Source organism: Belliella alkalica, from assembly GCF_022549785.1.
Lineage (GTDB): Bacteria > Bacteroidota > Bacteroidia > Cytophagales > Cyclobacteriaceae > Belliella > Belliella alkalica.
In genome coordinates, this window is sequence record NZ_JAKZGO010000013.1 from 40031 (window position 1) to 55362 (window position 15332).

The window sequence follows — 15332 nt, forward strand, 5'->3', positions numbered from 1 at the left end:
CATATAAATTGGGAAGAGGGTAGATTTGAAATTTGGCTGAGTACCAGCATAAATTGGTTCTCTAATTCATTTTTTAATGGCAGACTGTACCACTAATTCAAGCTATCCCCTTTAAAATCTAAAATCTAAAATCTAAAATCTAAAATCTAAAATCTAAAATCTAAAATCTAAAATCTAAAATTACATAACCGGATCAATCCCCTCAGTTGTCATCACCACCCTTTTCAAAGTACCATCAGGATTGTAGTAAAGATAGTCTATGCATACAGATCTTCTGTAGCTACTGCCATCTGTAGGGATACTTCCATTGTGGTAGATAAAGTAGTCTTTTCCTTTAAACTCAATGATAGCTTGGTGGTTTGTATTTGAGTTTCCTGCTACTTCATTTAGAATTCCTTTATATTCCCAAGGGCCTGTGATGCTTTTGCTCATGGCGTAAGCAGTTTTTTCCGGAAACTGATAAGCATAAGTCAGATAGTACCAATCTCCCTTTTTATGAACCCAAGGTGCTTCAGTGAAGTTGGGAAGTGGGATTTGATTGATAGGACCATCAAGTTCAATCATGTTGGGATTCAATTTTGCCCAATAGGCAATTGTATTTCCCCAAAAAACATAAGCTTCTCCATCATCATCAATAAAAACCGCTGGATCTATATCATCCCAGCTGATTTCTGTATCAGTTGTCATGTCATTGGTGATCAGTGCAGAGCCTCGTGCATCTTTCCATGGACCAATAGGGGAATCTGAAACAGCTATTCCAATGGCTTTGCCGTGGATTTCTTTGTGAGTGACTGTTACAAACCAATAGAATTTACCATCTTTCTCAATCGTGTGGGCTGCCCAAGCATCTCCAGATGCCCATTCAAATGTTTCTACCACATTCAAAGCAGCTCTTTCTTCCCAATTGACCATGTCAGTGGAGGAAAAGATCAGCCACTCGTGCATCTCGTAAAACTCTTTGCGAGGAGGCGCTTCGTCGTGGCCTACATATAAATACACTGTGTCGTTATGTACTAATGCCGCTGGATCTGCTGTGTATTTGTGTGTGATGATTGGATTTCCAACTCTATCTGATGCTATTGTTTTTTCAGTTTGGTTGTTGTTTTCAACTGTAGGCTCTGAGCATGCTGCTGTTGCCAATGCTAATCCTGCTAAGGCTAAATTAATTTTTCCTTTGAAATTTTTCATAGTCCCATTGGGTGTTTTGTTATTAAGGTTTATTTATTCACAAGCAATATAAATAAATAAGTGTAAAAAATACAATTAAAAATTATGATTCTCTGAAATTTCACCTAAGCCAATACTTTCTAATTGAATTCATTAATATTAGTCAATTGTCAATAGGTATTATAGGTTATATTAGTCTGTCTTTTTTGGTTAAAAATGTTTTTGTAACTATCTGTAAATAAATGAAATGTATTGTATTTATTTAATTTACTCAATATGTTGAGTAAAATTTCTCAATAAAGTATGTAGTTATGTTTTGAAATTACTAGACACTTTTTTTCTTGTTTTTCCATCCTCTTAAATGTCTCGTAGTCCAAGTGAAGAGACCTCTCCTCCCGTCGAGGTGACGTAGTGGCCGAACACTCTTTGTCTTGCTTGTTCTCTGTCTCGTCTCTTTAATCCTGCTTCTTTGTTTCTCGCCTCTCGCTGTCTCACATCTTGAATCTCAAAAAGAATATCCTACCTGACTGCCTTTCTCTGCATCCAACTCGATTTTTGCATAGACTTCGATCTCTTGTTGAAGCTCTTCGACGTGGGAGATGATGCCAACAACTCTGTTTTCGTGACGTAGGGCTTTGAGAGTTTCGAAGACTACTCTGAGGGAATTCCTATCCAAAGCGCCGAAGCCCTCATCCAAGAAGAAGAAACTTTGATCTGCTTCGTTAAGAGATTTGACTTTCTCAGCCAAAGCCAAAGCGAGACACAATGATGCTTGGAATGTCTGACCACCGGAAAGGGTTTTGAGGAGCCTTTTTTTGCCACCATTGAGGTAATCAATAACCCAGAAAGTGTTATTGTCATCAATTTCCAAACTCAGGCTGTTTTTGGTGAGTTTGTTGAATCTGATATTTGCAGTATTGCAGAGTTCCTTGAGATAGATCGAGCTCACGTATTTCACAAATCCACTGCCTTTGAAGAGCTTTTCCAGTTCTCGCAGATTGCTTTCCCTGTTTTCCAACTTTCCATAAGTTTGCTGAATCCGTTTTTTTTCTTCAAGCTTTTCTACACTTTCTTTGATCTCTCTATCCAAGAGTGTGAACTCCTTCTTGATGGCATCCAGTGCTTTTGTTTTTGAATCCAAAGTGTTTTTCAATTCTTCGAATGATTTTTGGTTGAAATTACTGATGCCTTCTGTTTTTTGGATTTCTTCTATCCGAGTTTCTACCAAATGAACCCTCTGTTCAAAATTTCTAATCTCAATCTCAACTTTGTCTGCATCTAGTCTGTGGTGGAAAAGCTCAAATAATTTCTCCTCATCTTCAAAGCCATGTTCGTTTTTGAGTTGGGAAAATAGTGCTTTGAGTTCTTGAATCTTATGCTCAGCGTCCTTGAGGGATTTTTTTGAGTTTTCTAGATTAGCTAAATTAGTAGCTTGCTTAGCCCGAATTTCAACCAACACTTTTTGGATACCATTTAGAAGGTCAGCTGTTTTGTCAATATCCATTTGGACCTTTTGGATAGTAAGGAGGATACTTGCCGCGTCTTTTTCGAAAAAGGCTTGGCAAAACCCCAAGTCCTTAATGTCATTTCTTTTTGAGTTTTGAAGGGAGTGAAGTGTCAGTAGTCCTTGTTTTAGCTCTTGGTATTTTTGATCATCTGCTTCGAGCTTGCCTTTCTCTTCTTGCCAGTTTTTTCTCCAACTTTTAAGCTGTTTGTTCCGACTATTAAGTTTTTCGATTTCGTTTTCAGTGTTTTGGAGAAAAGTTCTTACAGCTTGGATATCATCAAGCTTTTGTTGCTTAAGACTTTGCTCCAAGTCTTTGATTTGATTTTCAAAACCTTGAAGATCAGATTTTTTTGATTGAAGTTGTTGCTCGAAAGTTTCTTTTTTGAAATTGGATTCTGCAAGTTTTTGAGAAAGGGTGATTACTTCCTCTATATGGTTTTTGGTCTTTTCTATTTCGGATTCTATTTGAGAAAAATAATGGTCTTCAGCATCATCGCTGAGTGGATTTGGGTGGCTCAAAGATCCACAAAGAGGACATGGATTACCATCTTCCAAAAGGTGAATATGTGCATTAAGTCCTTTCTTTTGAGTCAGTTTATTTCTTTCGATTTCAAGGTCTTTGATTTTATTTTTCAGAGTCGCCATCCACGAATCGAATGTAGATTCTTGGGGAGGGATTTTATCTATGATTGAAGAAATGACATTTTGGAGACTTAGTACAGAAGTTTCCAGATCTTCGATTTGCGCATTGGAGTCTTTTTTGGATTTTGTCCACGTTTCCCAGTCTTTTACTGCACTTTTGAGTTCAGCAAGCTGATTGCTATCTGGGATCTGATTTTTGTCCAGTTCTTCTTCCAGAGAATTTATTTTAGCTTCTAGCGCTAGTTGAGCAGATTTTTTTGTCTCAAGTGTGGGCACTATTACTTCAATTTCCTTTTCAGATTCCTTAATCTGTTGTTGGATTTCTTGGATTTCTTTGACTTTTTCCAAGTCTCTGATCTTGGATTCTCTTTCTGATTTTTTGTTTGCTTTTTCTTTTAAGTCAGCTTCTTCCAGTTCTTTTTGTTTGATTTCCTGAATATAGTTTTCCCTGAATCGCTCACAATCAATTAGGCTCACTTTGTGTTTTTCAATTTCTTTATTTTTCTCTCCGATTTGATCCCAGACAGGTTTGAGATAAGTTTTTGCTTTGAGAAAATCCTTGTAGACTGTTTTTTTCTCTTCGATTTCGGGTTTTTTGGCTTCCAAATCACTCCATTCTTTTTGGAAGTTTTGTAAGGAAAGGAATAGCGTTTGGATTTGTTCTTGTTTTTTGAAAGTGGTATCGGCTATTTGAAATTCTTTTTCCAAAACACCTGCCTGATCAGCTATGCGTTTGATTTCTTTTTCTTTTTCTTCCAAAAGCTCATCTGTGTAGCCTTCCAAAATATCCAAATGTGTTTTTTGAATTGTCTTTTTATGCATGACATTTTTCAGAAGACTGCCGGTTTTATGACTTAGGTCAAACCTTTCCAGTCCAAACAATTCCTTCATCATCTCAGCTCTTGGGCCAGGAGTAAGGTCAATAAATTCCTTGAATTTCCCCTGCGGAATGATCACAGTCTGCTTGAAATGCTCCTTTTTCATTCCCAAAATTTCTTCCCCACGAATAGTAAGGGGCTCGAGATCTGAATCATTTTTGAGATAAAAAGTATGTTCGGCTGGCTTGACATCATCAAACTTCTTGGGATTTCGTTTGGCACTGTATCTTGCGATGTAGGTGCTCCTGTTGTTTTTCCCTGCTTTGAATTCAAAATTGATCAATAAACTCTCGCTTTGAAGATTGACCATACTGTTTTTTTCACCTCGATCCGAAAGTCGCTCAGTGCTTCCATAGAGAGCAAGTAGCACAGCTTCCAAAATCGATGATTTTCCACTTCCCACAGCTCCAAAAATCCCAAACAAACCCGCAGCTGTCAGTTGGTCAAATTCTATTGTTTGCTTTTCTTTATAAGAGTAAAGTCCTTGTATTTCCAGTTTGATAGGGATCATAAATCTTCGTTTTGGCTGATTACTTCCTTAAAAATGTCTATTAGTTCAGTGTTGGGTTCCTGACCTTTTTCACTTTTGTAATACATGTTGAAAAGTGTCACCATATCTTTGCCAAGGTCTTCGACTTTTAGGCTGAGACTTTCTTGGCCTTTGGGGTTGAGAATTTCGGGGATCAGGTTCACAATGCCATCGTGAGCTTTCATGATGGCTTTTCGCGTAGCAGCATCGATCGCATGCTCCGTGGCAAAGGTGATTTCCACAAAGCAATATGGGTTTTCTTCAAGCCAAGATAAAGTATCTGCAAGATTTTCAAATCGCTTTCTGAACAAAGGACGCCCTTCTTTGAGTGTAATTGGTTCATAGTCCACATCTTTGTTAGGTTCTGCTTGGATGATTACGACCTTTTTTTCTTGATCAGCTTCGCTAAATGAATAGGCAAGTGGAGAGCTTGAATATACTGCCGGAACAGGGGATTTGCTTACGGCGTGGTATCTGTGCAAATGACCAAGGGCAGCATATTGGATTTCAGAGGGTATGTTTGAAGTGTAAAGCGCCTGTGTTCCCCCCACATGCAAAATTGGGCGTTCACTTTCAGGCTCAGGTTCTGGTTTTTCACCTTCTTTGACAAAGAAAAAGTGTCCGGCAAATAGGTTTATTCCATTCTGATCACAGTATTTGTCAGCTAAAGTTTGCCACTTGTTAGCAAGGATATTTCGCATTTCATTTTCCCGATCTTCTTCACCTAGATAGGTCTTGAGTAAAACTTCATTGGCATAGGGTGCTAGGATGATGCGGATAGGTTCGCTGTGTTGTGGAAGTTTGATTTCGACAAATCCTGATTCCGAATTCAAGACTTCTATTCCATTTTCCAATTTACCAACAGGAATGATGGAGTCATACCTGCTATAGAAAAAGATGCCCATTTCCCGAGCAAGTGGATCTGGTGCTTCGACGAATTGCGTGCTGTCATGATTTCCAGAGATGGCGATGATCGGTCTTTCTCCATTTTTGGATAGTTTTCTCAGTGTTTTGTAGAGTAATTCCACCGCTTCATGGCTGGGATTGAAGCTGTCAAAAATATCACCAGCTAGCAGAACAAGGTCAACTTGCTGTTCATCTGCGATTTGGATGATTTCTTCTAGGGCGAGTTTTTGTTCTTCCATTCTGGAGAAGTCCTGTAATCTTTTGCCTAGGTGCCAATCTGCTGTGTGTAGGATTTTGATCATAGCTGAAAAGTATTCTGTAGATTTTAATGAAAATATTCTAAATCTATTCGTAATTGAATTTAAAGTTATCAGCTTGGTGCTTCTGTTCCAAGTACAATTTTATTAATTGACTGTAGCTGACAAGAATTCTATTCTGTCTCAGGCATACAGGTATGACTAGGGCTTAAATTTGGGGTGATTTGTCTCGTTATAAATAATCAAAAGCAATTGGAAAAAATGATATGCTAACACGTTTTTTGAACTAAAGTTTATACGCCAATCTAAATCCTGTCATAATTGCTCGCAAATTTACTTGATCAGGGACTATTAATATTGTTGATCCACCAGGTACCATTCTTTGATACATGATATAGTCAAAATCTGCAGAACGATATGAAAGGTTGAATCCTAAATCAAACTTCTTTGATAACGATATACTTGTCAATAAACCACTCTCAAGATATAGACTGTTTGATCTTGGTCGATCTCCTTCGTGAATGACAGTTATTCCTTCCCATTCAACGCTCTCTAAATTGTAAAATGGAAATGTTAATCGAGAAAATCCTATTTTTTGAAATGGGCGAAATTCAACTGATTTGTTATTTAAAATAAATCTGTAACCTATTAGATAAGCTAAGTTTTGTACCTTATATTTTTCGTGAAAATTAACCTCCATAGGAAATTGATTTCTACTTAAATATTTATTTGCCAATTCTACATTGATAGCATTTGAAGATTGTCCAAAAGATAAACCATGCACCCAGAACCTTCCTGCGAGAAAGTTGACCTCTAAATTTATATCACCTCCTCGTTTGGCATGTGCATGGTTTTTTTTTGAAAAATATCGAACATCTAATTGTTCATCACTTCCTTTTTCAAAAACCTTTTGATCAAATCCTTCTGTAGATGTTGAGGCAAACTTCCCAAGAGGTATAAGTGCTCCACCACCTACAGAAATTTCAAATCTACCTATATTGGTTTTATTATTTTGTGCGAATAGCTTATGTGAGAAAGAAACTAAGAGTACGAAAATGATTAATCTAGCCATGGATTATTTCTTTAAGATGACTCTTTGTTCGTTTTCCATAATTGCTTTTGTAAATCCATGACAGTTGTAGGTTGCTTGGGTGTGGCAATCTGAGAGTCTCTTGGAGCCGTATTGCACCCCAATCATCCAAAAATCATCCCCTTGGTTGGGATAGCAATAGTTGGATTGGGTGAATCCTTGATTGGAAAATAGGAAAAGCAAAATAGAAGTAATGTGTATATGTTTCATAAAAAAGAAGTTAAATAGTTTAATGTGTATATAAAAATTTAATCTCGTAAAATCAAATTTCAAGGGGATAAAAAGGAGTTATTAGTTTTTTTGCTAAATGAATATTTTGTTCTCCCGTTCTGGAAAAATCCTGTAATCTTTTTCCTAGGTGCCAATCTGCCGTGTGTAGGATTTTGATCATAAATCAAAAGTAAGTAGTGTGATTTTCAAGAAAATATTATAAATTCGTCAGCTTTTAAATATTAATGGAGTTTAAAGTCAGAATCTTCTTGTAACCATTGGAAACGAGGTTCTTGATAAATGACATAAATTGGCACATGATTTGCCATGCAAGCGCTTATGAAAAAAGTATTTACATTCCTATTTTTTGTGCTCACAGGAGTGTTTTCTGTGCAGGCACAAGTGGAAGAATTGGAGATAGAAAACAATTATACGGTAATTGATTCCACTTTTTTGATACAAGAGGGAGTAGCAAGCTACTATGGAACCCGATTTCATCTGAGAAAGACTGCAAATGGTGAAGTGTACAACATGGAACATTTGACCGCAGCCCACAAGAATCTTCCATTCGGCACGATGCTTAGAGTCGTTAATTTGAAAAATGAAAAGGAAGTATGGGTGCGGGTCAATGACAGACTTCCGCCAAATTCCAAAAGAGTGATTGATTTATCAAAAGGTGCAGCAAGAGAATTAGAAATGATCAGAGATGGAGTAGTGCGTGTTAGGCTGGAAGTTCCAGATCAAGAGACTATCGCATCACTGATGGAGTATTTTGATGAAAACAAACCAGATGATATCCGACTAAGGCTCTACCCAGTTCCATTGGAAGTTACTAGGCCTTCTATAGAATTGTTGGAGTTGATGATGGACTTGCCAGGAGATTTGGTTTTGTCTAGAGGGAAGTGATTTTTTTTGCCAAACGGATTAGGTTTTAAACTATCTTTTAGCTTATCGGCCGTCCCTACGGGACATTTAGGAGCGCGTCCTTGGGTTGATCCTTGGCCGTGGGTTGAAACCCACGGTTAATACATCGGACGTGCCTTTGGCACTTTGTGGGTACAGGAGCTTTTTGAGTTCGTAGGTTGAAACCCACGGTTAGTATATCGTTCGTGCCTCTGGCACTGTGAGCTGAAGATCTACTAATGGATGTTTTTCAATATGTATTGTTGAGTTTGGAAATGTCGTTCATTCCTGCTGACCTTTGTGAAGGTGTGACTGTGGTTTAAAACCCACGGTTAATACATCGGACGTGCCTCTGGCACTGGAAAGGTTTAAAAGGCTATCAAATCTATGGATTGAAGTCTTTGATTAATATATCTCGTTTGCCTCTGGAACTTAAAGTTTGGAACTTTTGAATCTTACTTTTGCAGTATTGAGATTGTTGAGTTTTTGGCTTTTGTAGCTGTTAAAAAGCTCCATAGGAGCGGCCGAATTAATTGCCACGGTTTTCAAACCGTGGATAGAAATGACAGTATGTCCCCAAAAATGCCGTAGGCATGGGCGATTTTACTGGAGGTTTTTGAAAATGTATCTATCATCAAAATCTACATTGTATTTGTTCAAGAGTTTTTCATATTCATCTAAGAAGCTTACTTTTTGATGATGAGATTCTTGGTTTTTTATATAGTTGTAAACTTTGTCTATTTGCCCATAGCTGTATGAGAAAGCTCCAAACCCGTCTTGCCATTCAAACCTACAATTTAGATAATCTGATTCATTGAGCCATTTAGAGGATTTGGCTTTTACTGATTGCATTACTGTTGAGATTGAATGTTTTGGTTTTAAGCCAATTAAACAATGTATATGATCTGAAACGCCATTTACTATAAAAGTTTTACATTCGGTTTCATTTATTAGATTACCAATTACTGATAATAATTCATTTTTCCATTCTTTCTGGATCATAGCATTTCTGTACTTTACCGCAAAAACTGTCTGAATTATAATTGAAGAATAGGTATTTGCCATAAATAGGAATTTTGGTTTAAAGAATGAACTAATTTAACATGGCTAGCTGAATGATAAAAGTTTGAGTAGGATATTAAACGTTTAAGTTTTGAGATCGTCCGTCCCTACGGGACTTTGAGGAGCGGGTCCGTGGGTTGGTCAGTGTCCGTGGGTTGAAGCCCACGGTTATTATGTCGTTCGTGCCTACGGCACTGTGAGGGGGCTAGGGTAGAATTCTCTGTTAATACACTAGCCATGCTTTTGGCTTTGGTAGCATGGAAACAGCTCCATAGGAGCGGCCGAATTAATTGCCACGGTTTTCAAACCGTGGATAGAAATGATGGCAAGTTTCTAAAAATGCCGTAGGCATGGGCGATTTCTTTTGTTGGTCAATCAGTTTTCTCCATAAATATTGATTAATTCTTCTGTGTCAGTCACACTTCTCTCTACAATCCTTGGAAGAATAAAAATGCTAATAAATAAGTAACATAAACATATCAAAAGTATGCTTTGAAAAACTGATGGAAATACCCCGTCATAACTCCCTGCTTGGCGATAAACAAACATATAAGAATACGTACAGGTCATTAATCCAAATTGGATATACTGGAAAATATTTTTGGATGCGATGTAGGAGGCATAACACTTGTATTTTTTGTGTTTGCGCCAGTATCGAATGACAATGGTAAAGAAAGTGATCAATATAAATCCTATCATCATCGCTATCCATGATTTGGAATCATCAAACCAAGTTGAGGACTGAAATAAAATCAACAAAACAAGCATGGGATAGATAATTCTATAGCTGGTCAATAAGTTTTTGAGTTCCTCCCTATAATATCCTCTCAGTCTCTTTTCAATCATACCTTTGTAAGATTCTTCTAATCCCGCAAACCCAAAAATCCCAAATGAAGCATGGACTTTTCTAAATGCATCAGGCAAGCTGAGTGTCGGATTTTCTTCCATCAATTCTTCAACTCTGCAGGCTACATGATCTAAGATTTCATATTGTACATCGATTTCTGTGTAGCCTTTGTAAGAAATCAGTTTTTTGAGTTGGTCGATTTGGTTTTTATTTAACTTCATAGATTTTCATGATTCTGGGCTCAATTCATTTGGTAAAGTTTGATTAGCTTTTCGGTATCGGCTTGGGTTCTTTCGAATACTTTTGGAAGGATAAATAAACAGCAAAACATCAACATTAGGATTCCTGTAATAGCAAGTACTCCGTAGTTAGACCAAATGGTTTCGTTTTTCAAGGAGTTATTTAGCATGATATAGCTAAAGCTACATAATTGGTAAACAAATGAGACAAAAGCAAAGAAATTCCCTGTGGCATTGAAGGAAGCATATTTTCGGTACTTTTTAAATTTCTTCCAATGTATTCCAGCTATAATAATTGCACAACCAATAAACAGCATCAAAAGTCCTCCTACCCATCCATTGGCTGAATCAAATGCAAAACGGATGTTATAAAACAACGTAAAAATGCCGAGTACAAGTAGTACTTTGTAGCTAGATAAAAATATTTTCAATTCTTCCCAAAAATATTTTCTGTGCCTTTTCCGAATCATTTTTTGATATGATATATCAAGTTCATTGAAACCTTTATTACCAAAAGAGGTATGTACTTTCATAAAAGCATCAGGCAAATCGAGCGTCGGATTTTCTTCCATCAATTCTTCAACTCTGCAGGCTACATGATCTAAGATTTCATATTGCACATCGATTTGTGTGAATCCTTTATAAGAAATCAGTTTTTTGAGTTGCTCAATTTGGTCTTTAGTTAGCTCCATATAAAAAAGGTTTAAGTTGGATAGAGTACACTGTGTAAAATGCTCTTGCCGATAGGATAAACATGTAAATAATGATGCTTGAAATTATTGGATGATAATAAGTGATTGCGAAGTATCCGTCAAGATCAAGTATTTTTCTGCTTGTGTCGAATATTATCTGCCAGAAAACGGAACATGCTAAAAGGCAAGTCCACATGGCGTCTCTTTTTGCACTTACATAGCTTTTTTTCCTTAAAAGCAATGATTTTTCACCCAAAGTGTCACGGCTGTGATAGATCCATGTTTGAAATATTGTTGGGAAGCCAAACCAAAGAAAGACGATAAGCGCTGTTGTTATGTTAAATGAATTTTCAAAGAATGTAAATCCTATAAAAACAGCCAGTACCAAAATAGGAATTTTGAATTTCAATTCCTCTTGTCCAATAGAAAAAAGAGACTTAAGAAAGGTGTAAAGGAAAAGCCAAATCAACGATATATGATGAAAGAACCTTAATTTGTAAATCTTCTGCCAACTCCAATTTGATTTTTCCTGTTCCCAAAATGCCTCGACATCATTTATTCCTGATGCTTCATATTTGCAAAGTACATGGTCAAGAATTTCAAAATATAACTCTTCCCACCTGAAAGGTCTTTCTGCTAGTTTTTCCTCTAAATACTTTATATCTAATCTATTCATGACTTGATCAGTTTAAAGATTTTGAGATTGATGGAATGATAAAGAGATAGCGCATAGAGATTCAAAAGTGTGCTGTAGAACAGCATCAGAATCATGGCCCAATTTTCTAAACCATTGTTATTCAATATGATTGATGTAATAAAAAAAAAGAAATTACTCGAATTTAAAACGAACCAGTATCTTCCTAAAGCTGCCTGTAAGATTACATTTCTAGGTCTGAAATAACTTGGATTGAAAGAAAACCAAAAATAATTTCCTGAATGATAAAGTAAGACTATCATAATCCCTAATGCTGGCAAAAAAGAAAAAACCATCATCACATCAAGGCTTATCGTTTTATAAACAACAATCAATAAAACTGTGTAAGTGAAAATCCCAAAAACTCTCCAAAAATCCATTTTCCAGAATTTTAGTGATTCTAATTGAGAATTTTTTAACTCACTGCTGACTGAGTTCAGCAGCTGTTTTTCCATTTCTCTTACCACTGACCAAGCGAATTCCTCATCCAATAATTCTTTTCTGGGATCAAATTCTTCTGGTTCTACTTGTTCTAATGCCGTGACATAATGATCCAAAAGTTCATTGTAGATTTCTAAATAAGACAAATTTAAGCTGTCTAACCTGTCTTTGATGGTTTGGATTTCTATTTCAGTAAGGGTTCTCATACCAATGCAGTTTTAGATTTGATTTTCCAGACCTCCATGAGTGTAATTGCATAGAATAAAAACAATACTGTTATAATAGCTGCTGCAGCAGGTATGAATAAGAAGGAACCATAATCGTCAAAGAGTATTTTAGGAAAATAGATCATCATATTTGTCAATGTTAATGGCATATGCAAGCGGAAAGAAAGAGGAGTCATAAAAGAGGACTTAATAGTCACTCCATTTCCTTTAAAAGATTTTTTGATAGGTAAGATTCTCTTCAACCACTGATACCCTAATGCAAGATTCATTGATAAAAGTAGGGCCAAAGGAGGAAATAAAAGAAATTTTATTTCCTGTTCACTCCTTGCTTGGGTCGATATAAAAAGCACCACTGCTAAAATGCCTGCAAAGTAAAGCCATCTTGAAGTACAGAAATATTTTTTAATAACCATCCATTGGGTTTTTCCTAAACCGATGTTTATATTTTTATTGAATTGAGACTGCATGGAATGACAATAAGAATAAGTGAATTTTTGATCCAATTTAATTAGCTGTTCGTTAAACTGGTCTTCAGAGTAATTTTGCAAATGGCTCACATAATGGTCATAGATTTCCATTATTATTTCTGCCGAATAAAGCACTTTTTTTTTGATGCTTTCTCGGATTTCTTGGAGTTCTATATTGGTTAGTTGACGCATATTTATATTCAATTGCTACTATTTTTTATACCAATGCAGTTTTTGATTTTATTTTCCAGACTTCCAATAATGAAACTGTATAAAGTGTAAGCAATATTGTGATCATAGCCGCTCCAGCGGGTAAATAGGGGAATAAATCAATTTGGGAGAAAATTAATTTTGGAACATAGACAAAAAGTTGCGCCATCAAAATGGGAAAATACATGCGTTCAGTGATTGGTAGCGCCAAAGAAGAATTGATCGGGATTCCTATGTTTTTAAATGTTTTTTTGATAGGTCTAAGCTTCCTGAAATTTTGATATCCGAAGGAAATGTTAGCTATCAGCAATAGAATCATGGGGGATAACAAAAGAACTCCCAATTCTTTTTCACTTCTTGCTTGAGTAGCTACATAAAATGCCAAAGCCATTATCCCTGCTAAATAGAACCATCTTGATGTACAAAAGTATTTTCTAATCACCATCCATTGTGTTTGGTGAATATCTTCTTTGGCTTTTTTATTGAATTTATACTGCAATGCATGACAATATCCATAAGTGAACTTTTCATCCAGTTCAACAAGTTGTTCATTGAAATTATCTTCAGAAAATTCTTGTAAATGACTGATATAGTGATCATAAATCTCCATAAGAATCTCAGCTGAGGAAATTTCTTTCCTCATAATGCTTCTCCTGATTTCCTGTAGTTCTATTTCTGTAAGTTGACGCATATTTCCGATTAACCTTTGAGGTCTTTTTTAGACCTTGAAGGTTTTAAGGTTTGTGATGGTATTTATACTATTTTCTTGTTTTAAACCTTCGGTGTTTTTAATGCCCCAAAGGTTTGGAATCAAGCCAAGCCCGGTTTCCATTCTGGGTCTAGTATTCTTTGGAGATTGCCCACGAAGCTTTGTAGTTCTGACATCTTGGCGCTGACTTCCTTTTGACCGTCCTTGGTAAGGCTATAGTATTTCCTAACCCTGTTATCCACTTGTTGGATTTCTGTGGTCAGCATTCCTTCTGCTTCTAGCTTGTGCAGGGCAGGGTAGAGGGCTCCTTCGGTAATTTTAATTTCACCTTCGGTAAGTTCTTTGACCCTTTGGGTTATTTCATAGCCATACATTTTATCATTTTCCTCAAGAAGTTTAAGGATGATGGTTTGAAGGCTTCCTTTGATTAAGTTGTTGTTGGACATAATGATTTTGATACATCAGTAACTCAAATATATAAAAAAATTATATACATAAGAAAGTTGGGTATAAAAAGTAATTTTAAAATCAAAAGGCTTCACCTCTCTTTCAATGCCAATTTCTTGTTGTACTTTTGTATTTCAATTTCTAATACATGGCTAAGTCTTTTTCTTTTTGGAGTTTATTTAAGATCAGTAGGCCTGTAAATTTGGTGATTGTTGTTTTTGCACAAATGATGACGGCATATTTTTTGGTCGAAACTGATCGGTTTGGAGTGCCTGTGCTCCAGGATATAGATTTGTATTTATTGATTTTGGCCACTGTGATTTTAACAGCTGCAGGGTACATGATCAATGATTATTATGATGTGAAAATTGATTATATCAATAAGCCTGATGAAGTGATTATTGGAAAAGGTTTAAGGAGAAGGGTTGCAATTTTCTTTCACTCAATACTCAATTTTACAGGCATAGCAATCGCATGGGTAGTAAGTCCAAGGATTGGGGTAATATTCTTTATTGCTGCATTTTTGCTTTGGTTGTATAGCAATTTACTAAAAAGGTTGCCTTTTGTGGGGAATTTTGTTGTTGCTTTGCTCACAGGTACAGCTATTTGGGTGATAGGTTACTATTATCAAAAGTCTGAATTATTGGTATTGACGTATGCTATTTTTGCTTTTTTTATCAACTTAATCAGGGAAATCATAAAAGATATAGAAGATAGACAAGGAGATAGGAAACATGGTTGTCAAACACTTCCGATTGTAATTGGCTTTAGGAATACCAAAAGAGTGATTTTCTTTATTGCAATCGCTTTTGTCTGTGCAATTCTCATTGTCACGTTCAAAATCAACAATGCATCACTTTTTTATTATTTTGGTGGGTTAAGTTTTCTCTTTTTCTTGTTTATGTATAAAATATATGAGGCAGACAGAAAAGCTCATTTTACCCAATTGAGTATTCTGTCAAAGCTGCTGATGCTTACTGGGATTATCAGCATGGGGTTGTTATAAAACCTATATTGTGTGGATGTAGGGGATGGTTGCAGATGAAAAGGAAGTTTTACCAGTTTAATGCTATTACAGTTTTTTACCGTTAAGCGTAAGAGGTGAAATTTAAGATTTTATCTAACTATCTTTTTTTTGATGAAATTTTATAATCATTTCAATGTAAATGTTTCCTCTATGTTTCACTTATTTTCCTCTGAAGATTTGT

The 15332-nt window shown here is 36.1% G+C and carries 15 protein-coding genes; 2 read left to right on the top strand and 13 right to left on the bottom strand.

The window, feature by feature from the left end; translation table 11 throughout:
* Nucleotides 1-180 precede the first annotated feature (180 nt).
* The 5 genes from MM213_RS14700 to MM213_RS14720 all read right to left on the bottom strand — a co-directional run bounded on the left by MM213_RS14700 (nucleotide 181) and on the right by MM213_RS14720 (nucleotide 7186).
* Nucleotides 181-1188, bottom strand: a complete 1008-nt coding sequence (locus tag MM213_RS14700) for a glycoside hydrolase family 43 protein (RefSeq protein WP_241413459.1) — start codon at nucleotides 1186-1188, stop codon at nucleotides 181-183.
* 484 nt (nucleotides 1189-1672) lie between these two features.
* Nucleotides 1673-4705 carry an SbcC/MukB-like Walker B domain-containing protein gene (locus MM213_RS14705; protein ID WP_241413460.1) on the bottom strand — a complete coding sequence of 1011 codons (3033 nt, stop codon included), beginning with the start codon at nucleotides 4703-4705 and terminating at the stop codon, nucleotides 1673-1675.
* On the bottom strand, nucleotides 4702-5931 hold the full coding sequence (locus MM213_RS14710) for a metallophosphoesterase family protein (protein ID WP_241413462.1): 1230 nt from the start codon (nucleotides 5929-5931) through the stop codon (nucleotides 4702-4704). The genes MM213_RS14705 and MM213_RS14710 overlap by 4 nt, the downstream gene beginning before the upstream one ends.
* 241 nt (nucleotides 5932-6172) lie before the next feature.
* Nucleotides 6173-6958, bottom strand: coding sequence for a hypothetical protein (locus tag MM213_RS14715; protein ID WP_241413464.1), 786 nt, complete (start codon nucleotides 6956-6958; stop codon nucleotides 6173-6175).
* 3 nt (nucleotides 6959-6961) lie between these two features.
* Complete coding sequence (locus MM213_RS14720; RefSeq protein ID WP_241413466.1) at nucleotides 6962-7186, bottom strand: hypothetical protein; 225 nt, start codon at nucleotides 7184-7186, stop codon at nucleotides 6962-6964.
* A 339-nt stretch (nucleotides 7187-7525) separates the two neighbouring features.
* Here MM213_RS14720 and MM213_RS14725 point away from each other — a divergent pair, with 339 nt between their 5' ends.
* Complete coding sequence (locus MM213_RS14725; RefSeq protein ID WP_241413467.1) at nucleotides 7526-8092, top strand: septal ring lytic transglycosylase RlpA family protein; 567 nt, start codon at nucleotides 7526-7528, stop codon at nucleotides 8090-8092.
* 600 nt (nucleotides 8093-8692) lie between these two features.
* Here MM213_RS14725 and tnpA read toward each other — a convergent pair.
* The 8 genes from tnpA to MM213_RS14765 form a co-directional block, all read right to left on the bottom strand.
* Nucleotides 8693-9154, bottom strand: a complete 462-nt coding sequence (tnpA, locus tag MM213_RS14730) for an IS200/IS605 family transposase (protein WP_241413470.1) — start codon at nucleotides 9152-9154, stop codon at nucleotides 8693-8695.
* A gap of 372 nt (nucleotides 9155-9526) precedes the next feature.
* The gene (locus MM213_RS14735) at nucleotides 9527-10219 is read right to left on the bottom strand and encodes a hypothetical protein (RefSeq protein WP_241413471.1); all 693 of its coding nucleotides are present in this window, start codon (nucleotides 10217-10219) and stop codon (nucleotides 9527-9529) included.
* A gap of 20 nt (nucleotides 10220-10239) precedes the next feature.
* A complete protein-coding gene (locus tag MM213_RS14740) occupies nucleotides 10240-10929 on the bottom strand; it encodes a hypothetical protein (RefSeq protein ID WP_241413473.1) in 690 nt (229 codons plus the stop codon).
* Nucleotides 10916-11605, bottom strand: coding sequence for a hypothetical protein (locus MM213_RS14745; protein ID WP_241413475.1), 690 nt, complete (start codon nucleotides 11603-11605; stop codon nucleotides 10916-10918). Before MM213_RS14745 ends, MM213_RS14740 begins: the two co-directional genes overlap by 14 nt.
* On the bottom strand, nucleotides 11602-12270 hold the full coding sequence (locus tag MM213_RS14750; RefSeq protein ID WP_241413477.1) for a hypothetical protein: 669 nt from the start codon (nucleotides 12268-12270) through the stop codon (nucleotides 11602-11604). Before MM213_RS14750 ends, MM213_RS14745 begins: the two co-directional genes overlap by 4 nt.
* Nucleotides 12267-12962: a hypothetical protein gene (locus MM213_RS14755; protein WP_241413479.1), complete on the bottom strand. Its 696-nt coding sequence runs from the start codon at nucleotides 12960-12962 to the stop codon at nucleotides 12267-12269. Before MM213_RS14755 ends, MM213_RS14750 begins: the two co-directional genes overlap by 4 nt.
* Before the next feature lie 13 nt (nucleotides 12963-12975).
* The gene (locus tag MM213_RS14760) at nucleotides 12976-13659 is read right to left on the bottom strand and encodes a hypothetical protein (protein ID WP_241413483.1); all 684 of its coding nucleotides are present in this window, start codon (nucleotides 13657-13659) and stop codon (nucleotides 12976-12978) included.
* Nucleotides 13660-13778: 119 nt separating this feature from the next.
* Nucleotides 13779-14123, bottom strand: coding sequence for a PadR family transcriptional regulator (locus MM213_RS14765; RefSeq protein WP_241274144.1), 345 nt, complete (start codon nucleotides 14121-14123; stop codon nucleotides 13779-13781).
* 149 nt (nucleotides 14124-14272) lie between these two features.
* On the opposite strand from MM213_RS14765, the gene MM213_RS14770 reads away from it, so the two are divergent.
* Nucleotides 14273-15130 (top strand): geranylgeranylglycerol-phosphate geranylgeranyltransferase, encoded by an 858-nt coding sequence (locus MM213_RS14770; protein WP_241413485.1) that lies wholly within the window; start codon nucleotides 14273-14275, stop codon nucleotides 15128-15130.
* Nucleotides 15131-15332: the final 202 nt, after the last annotated feature.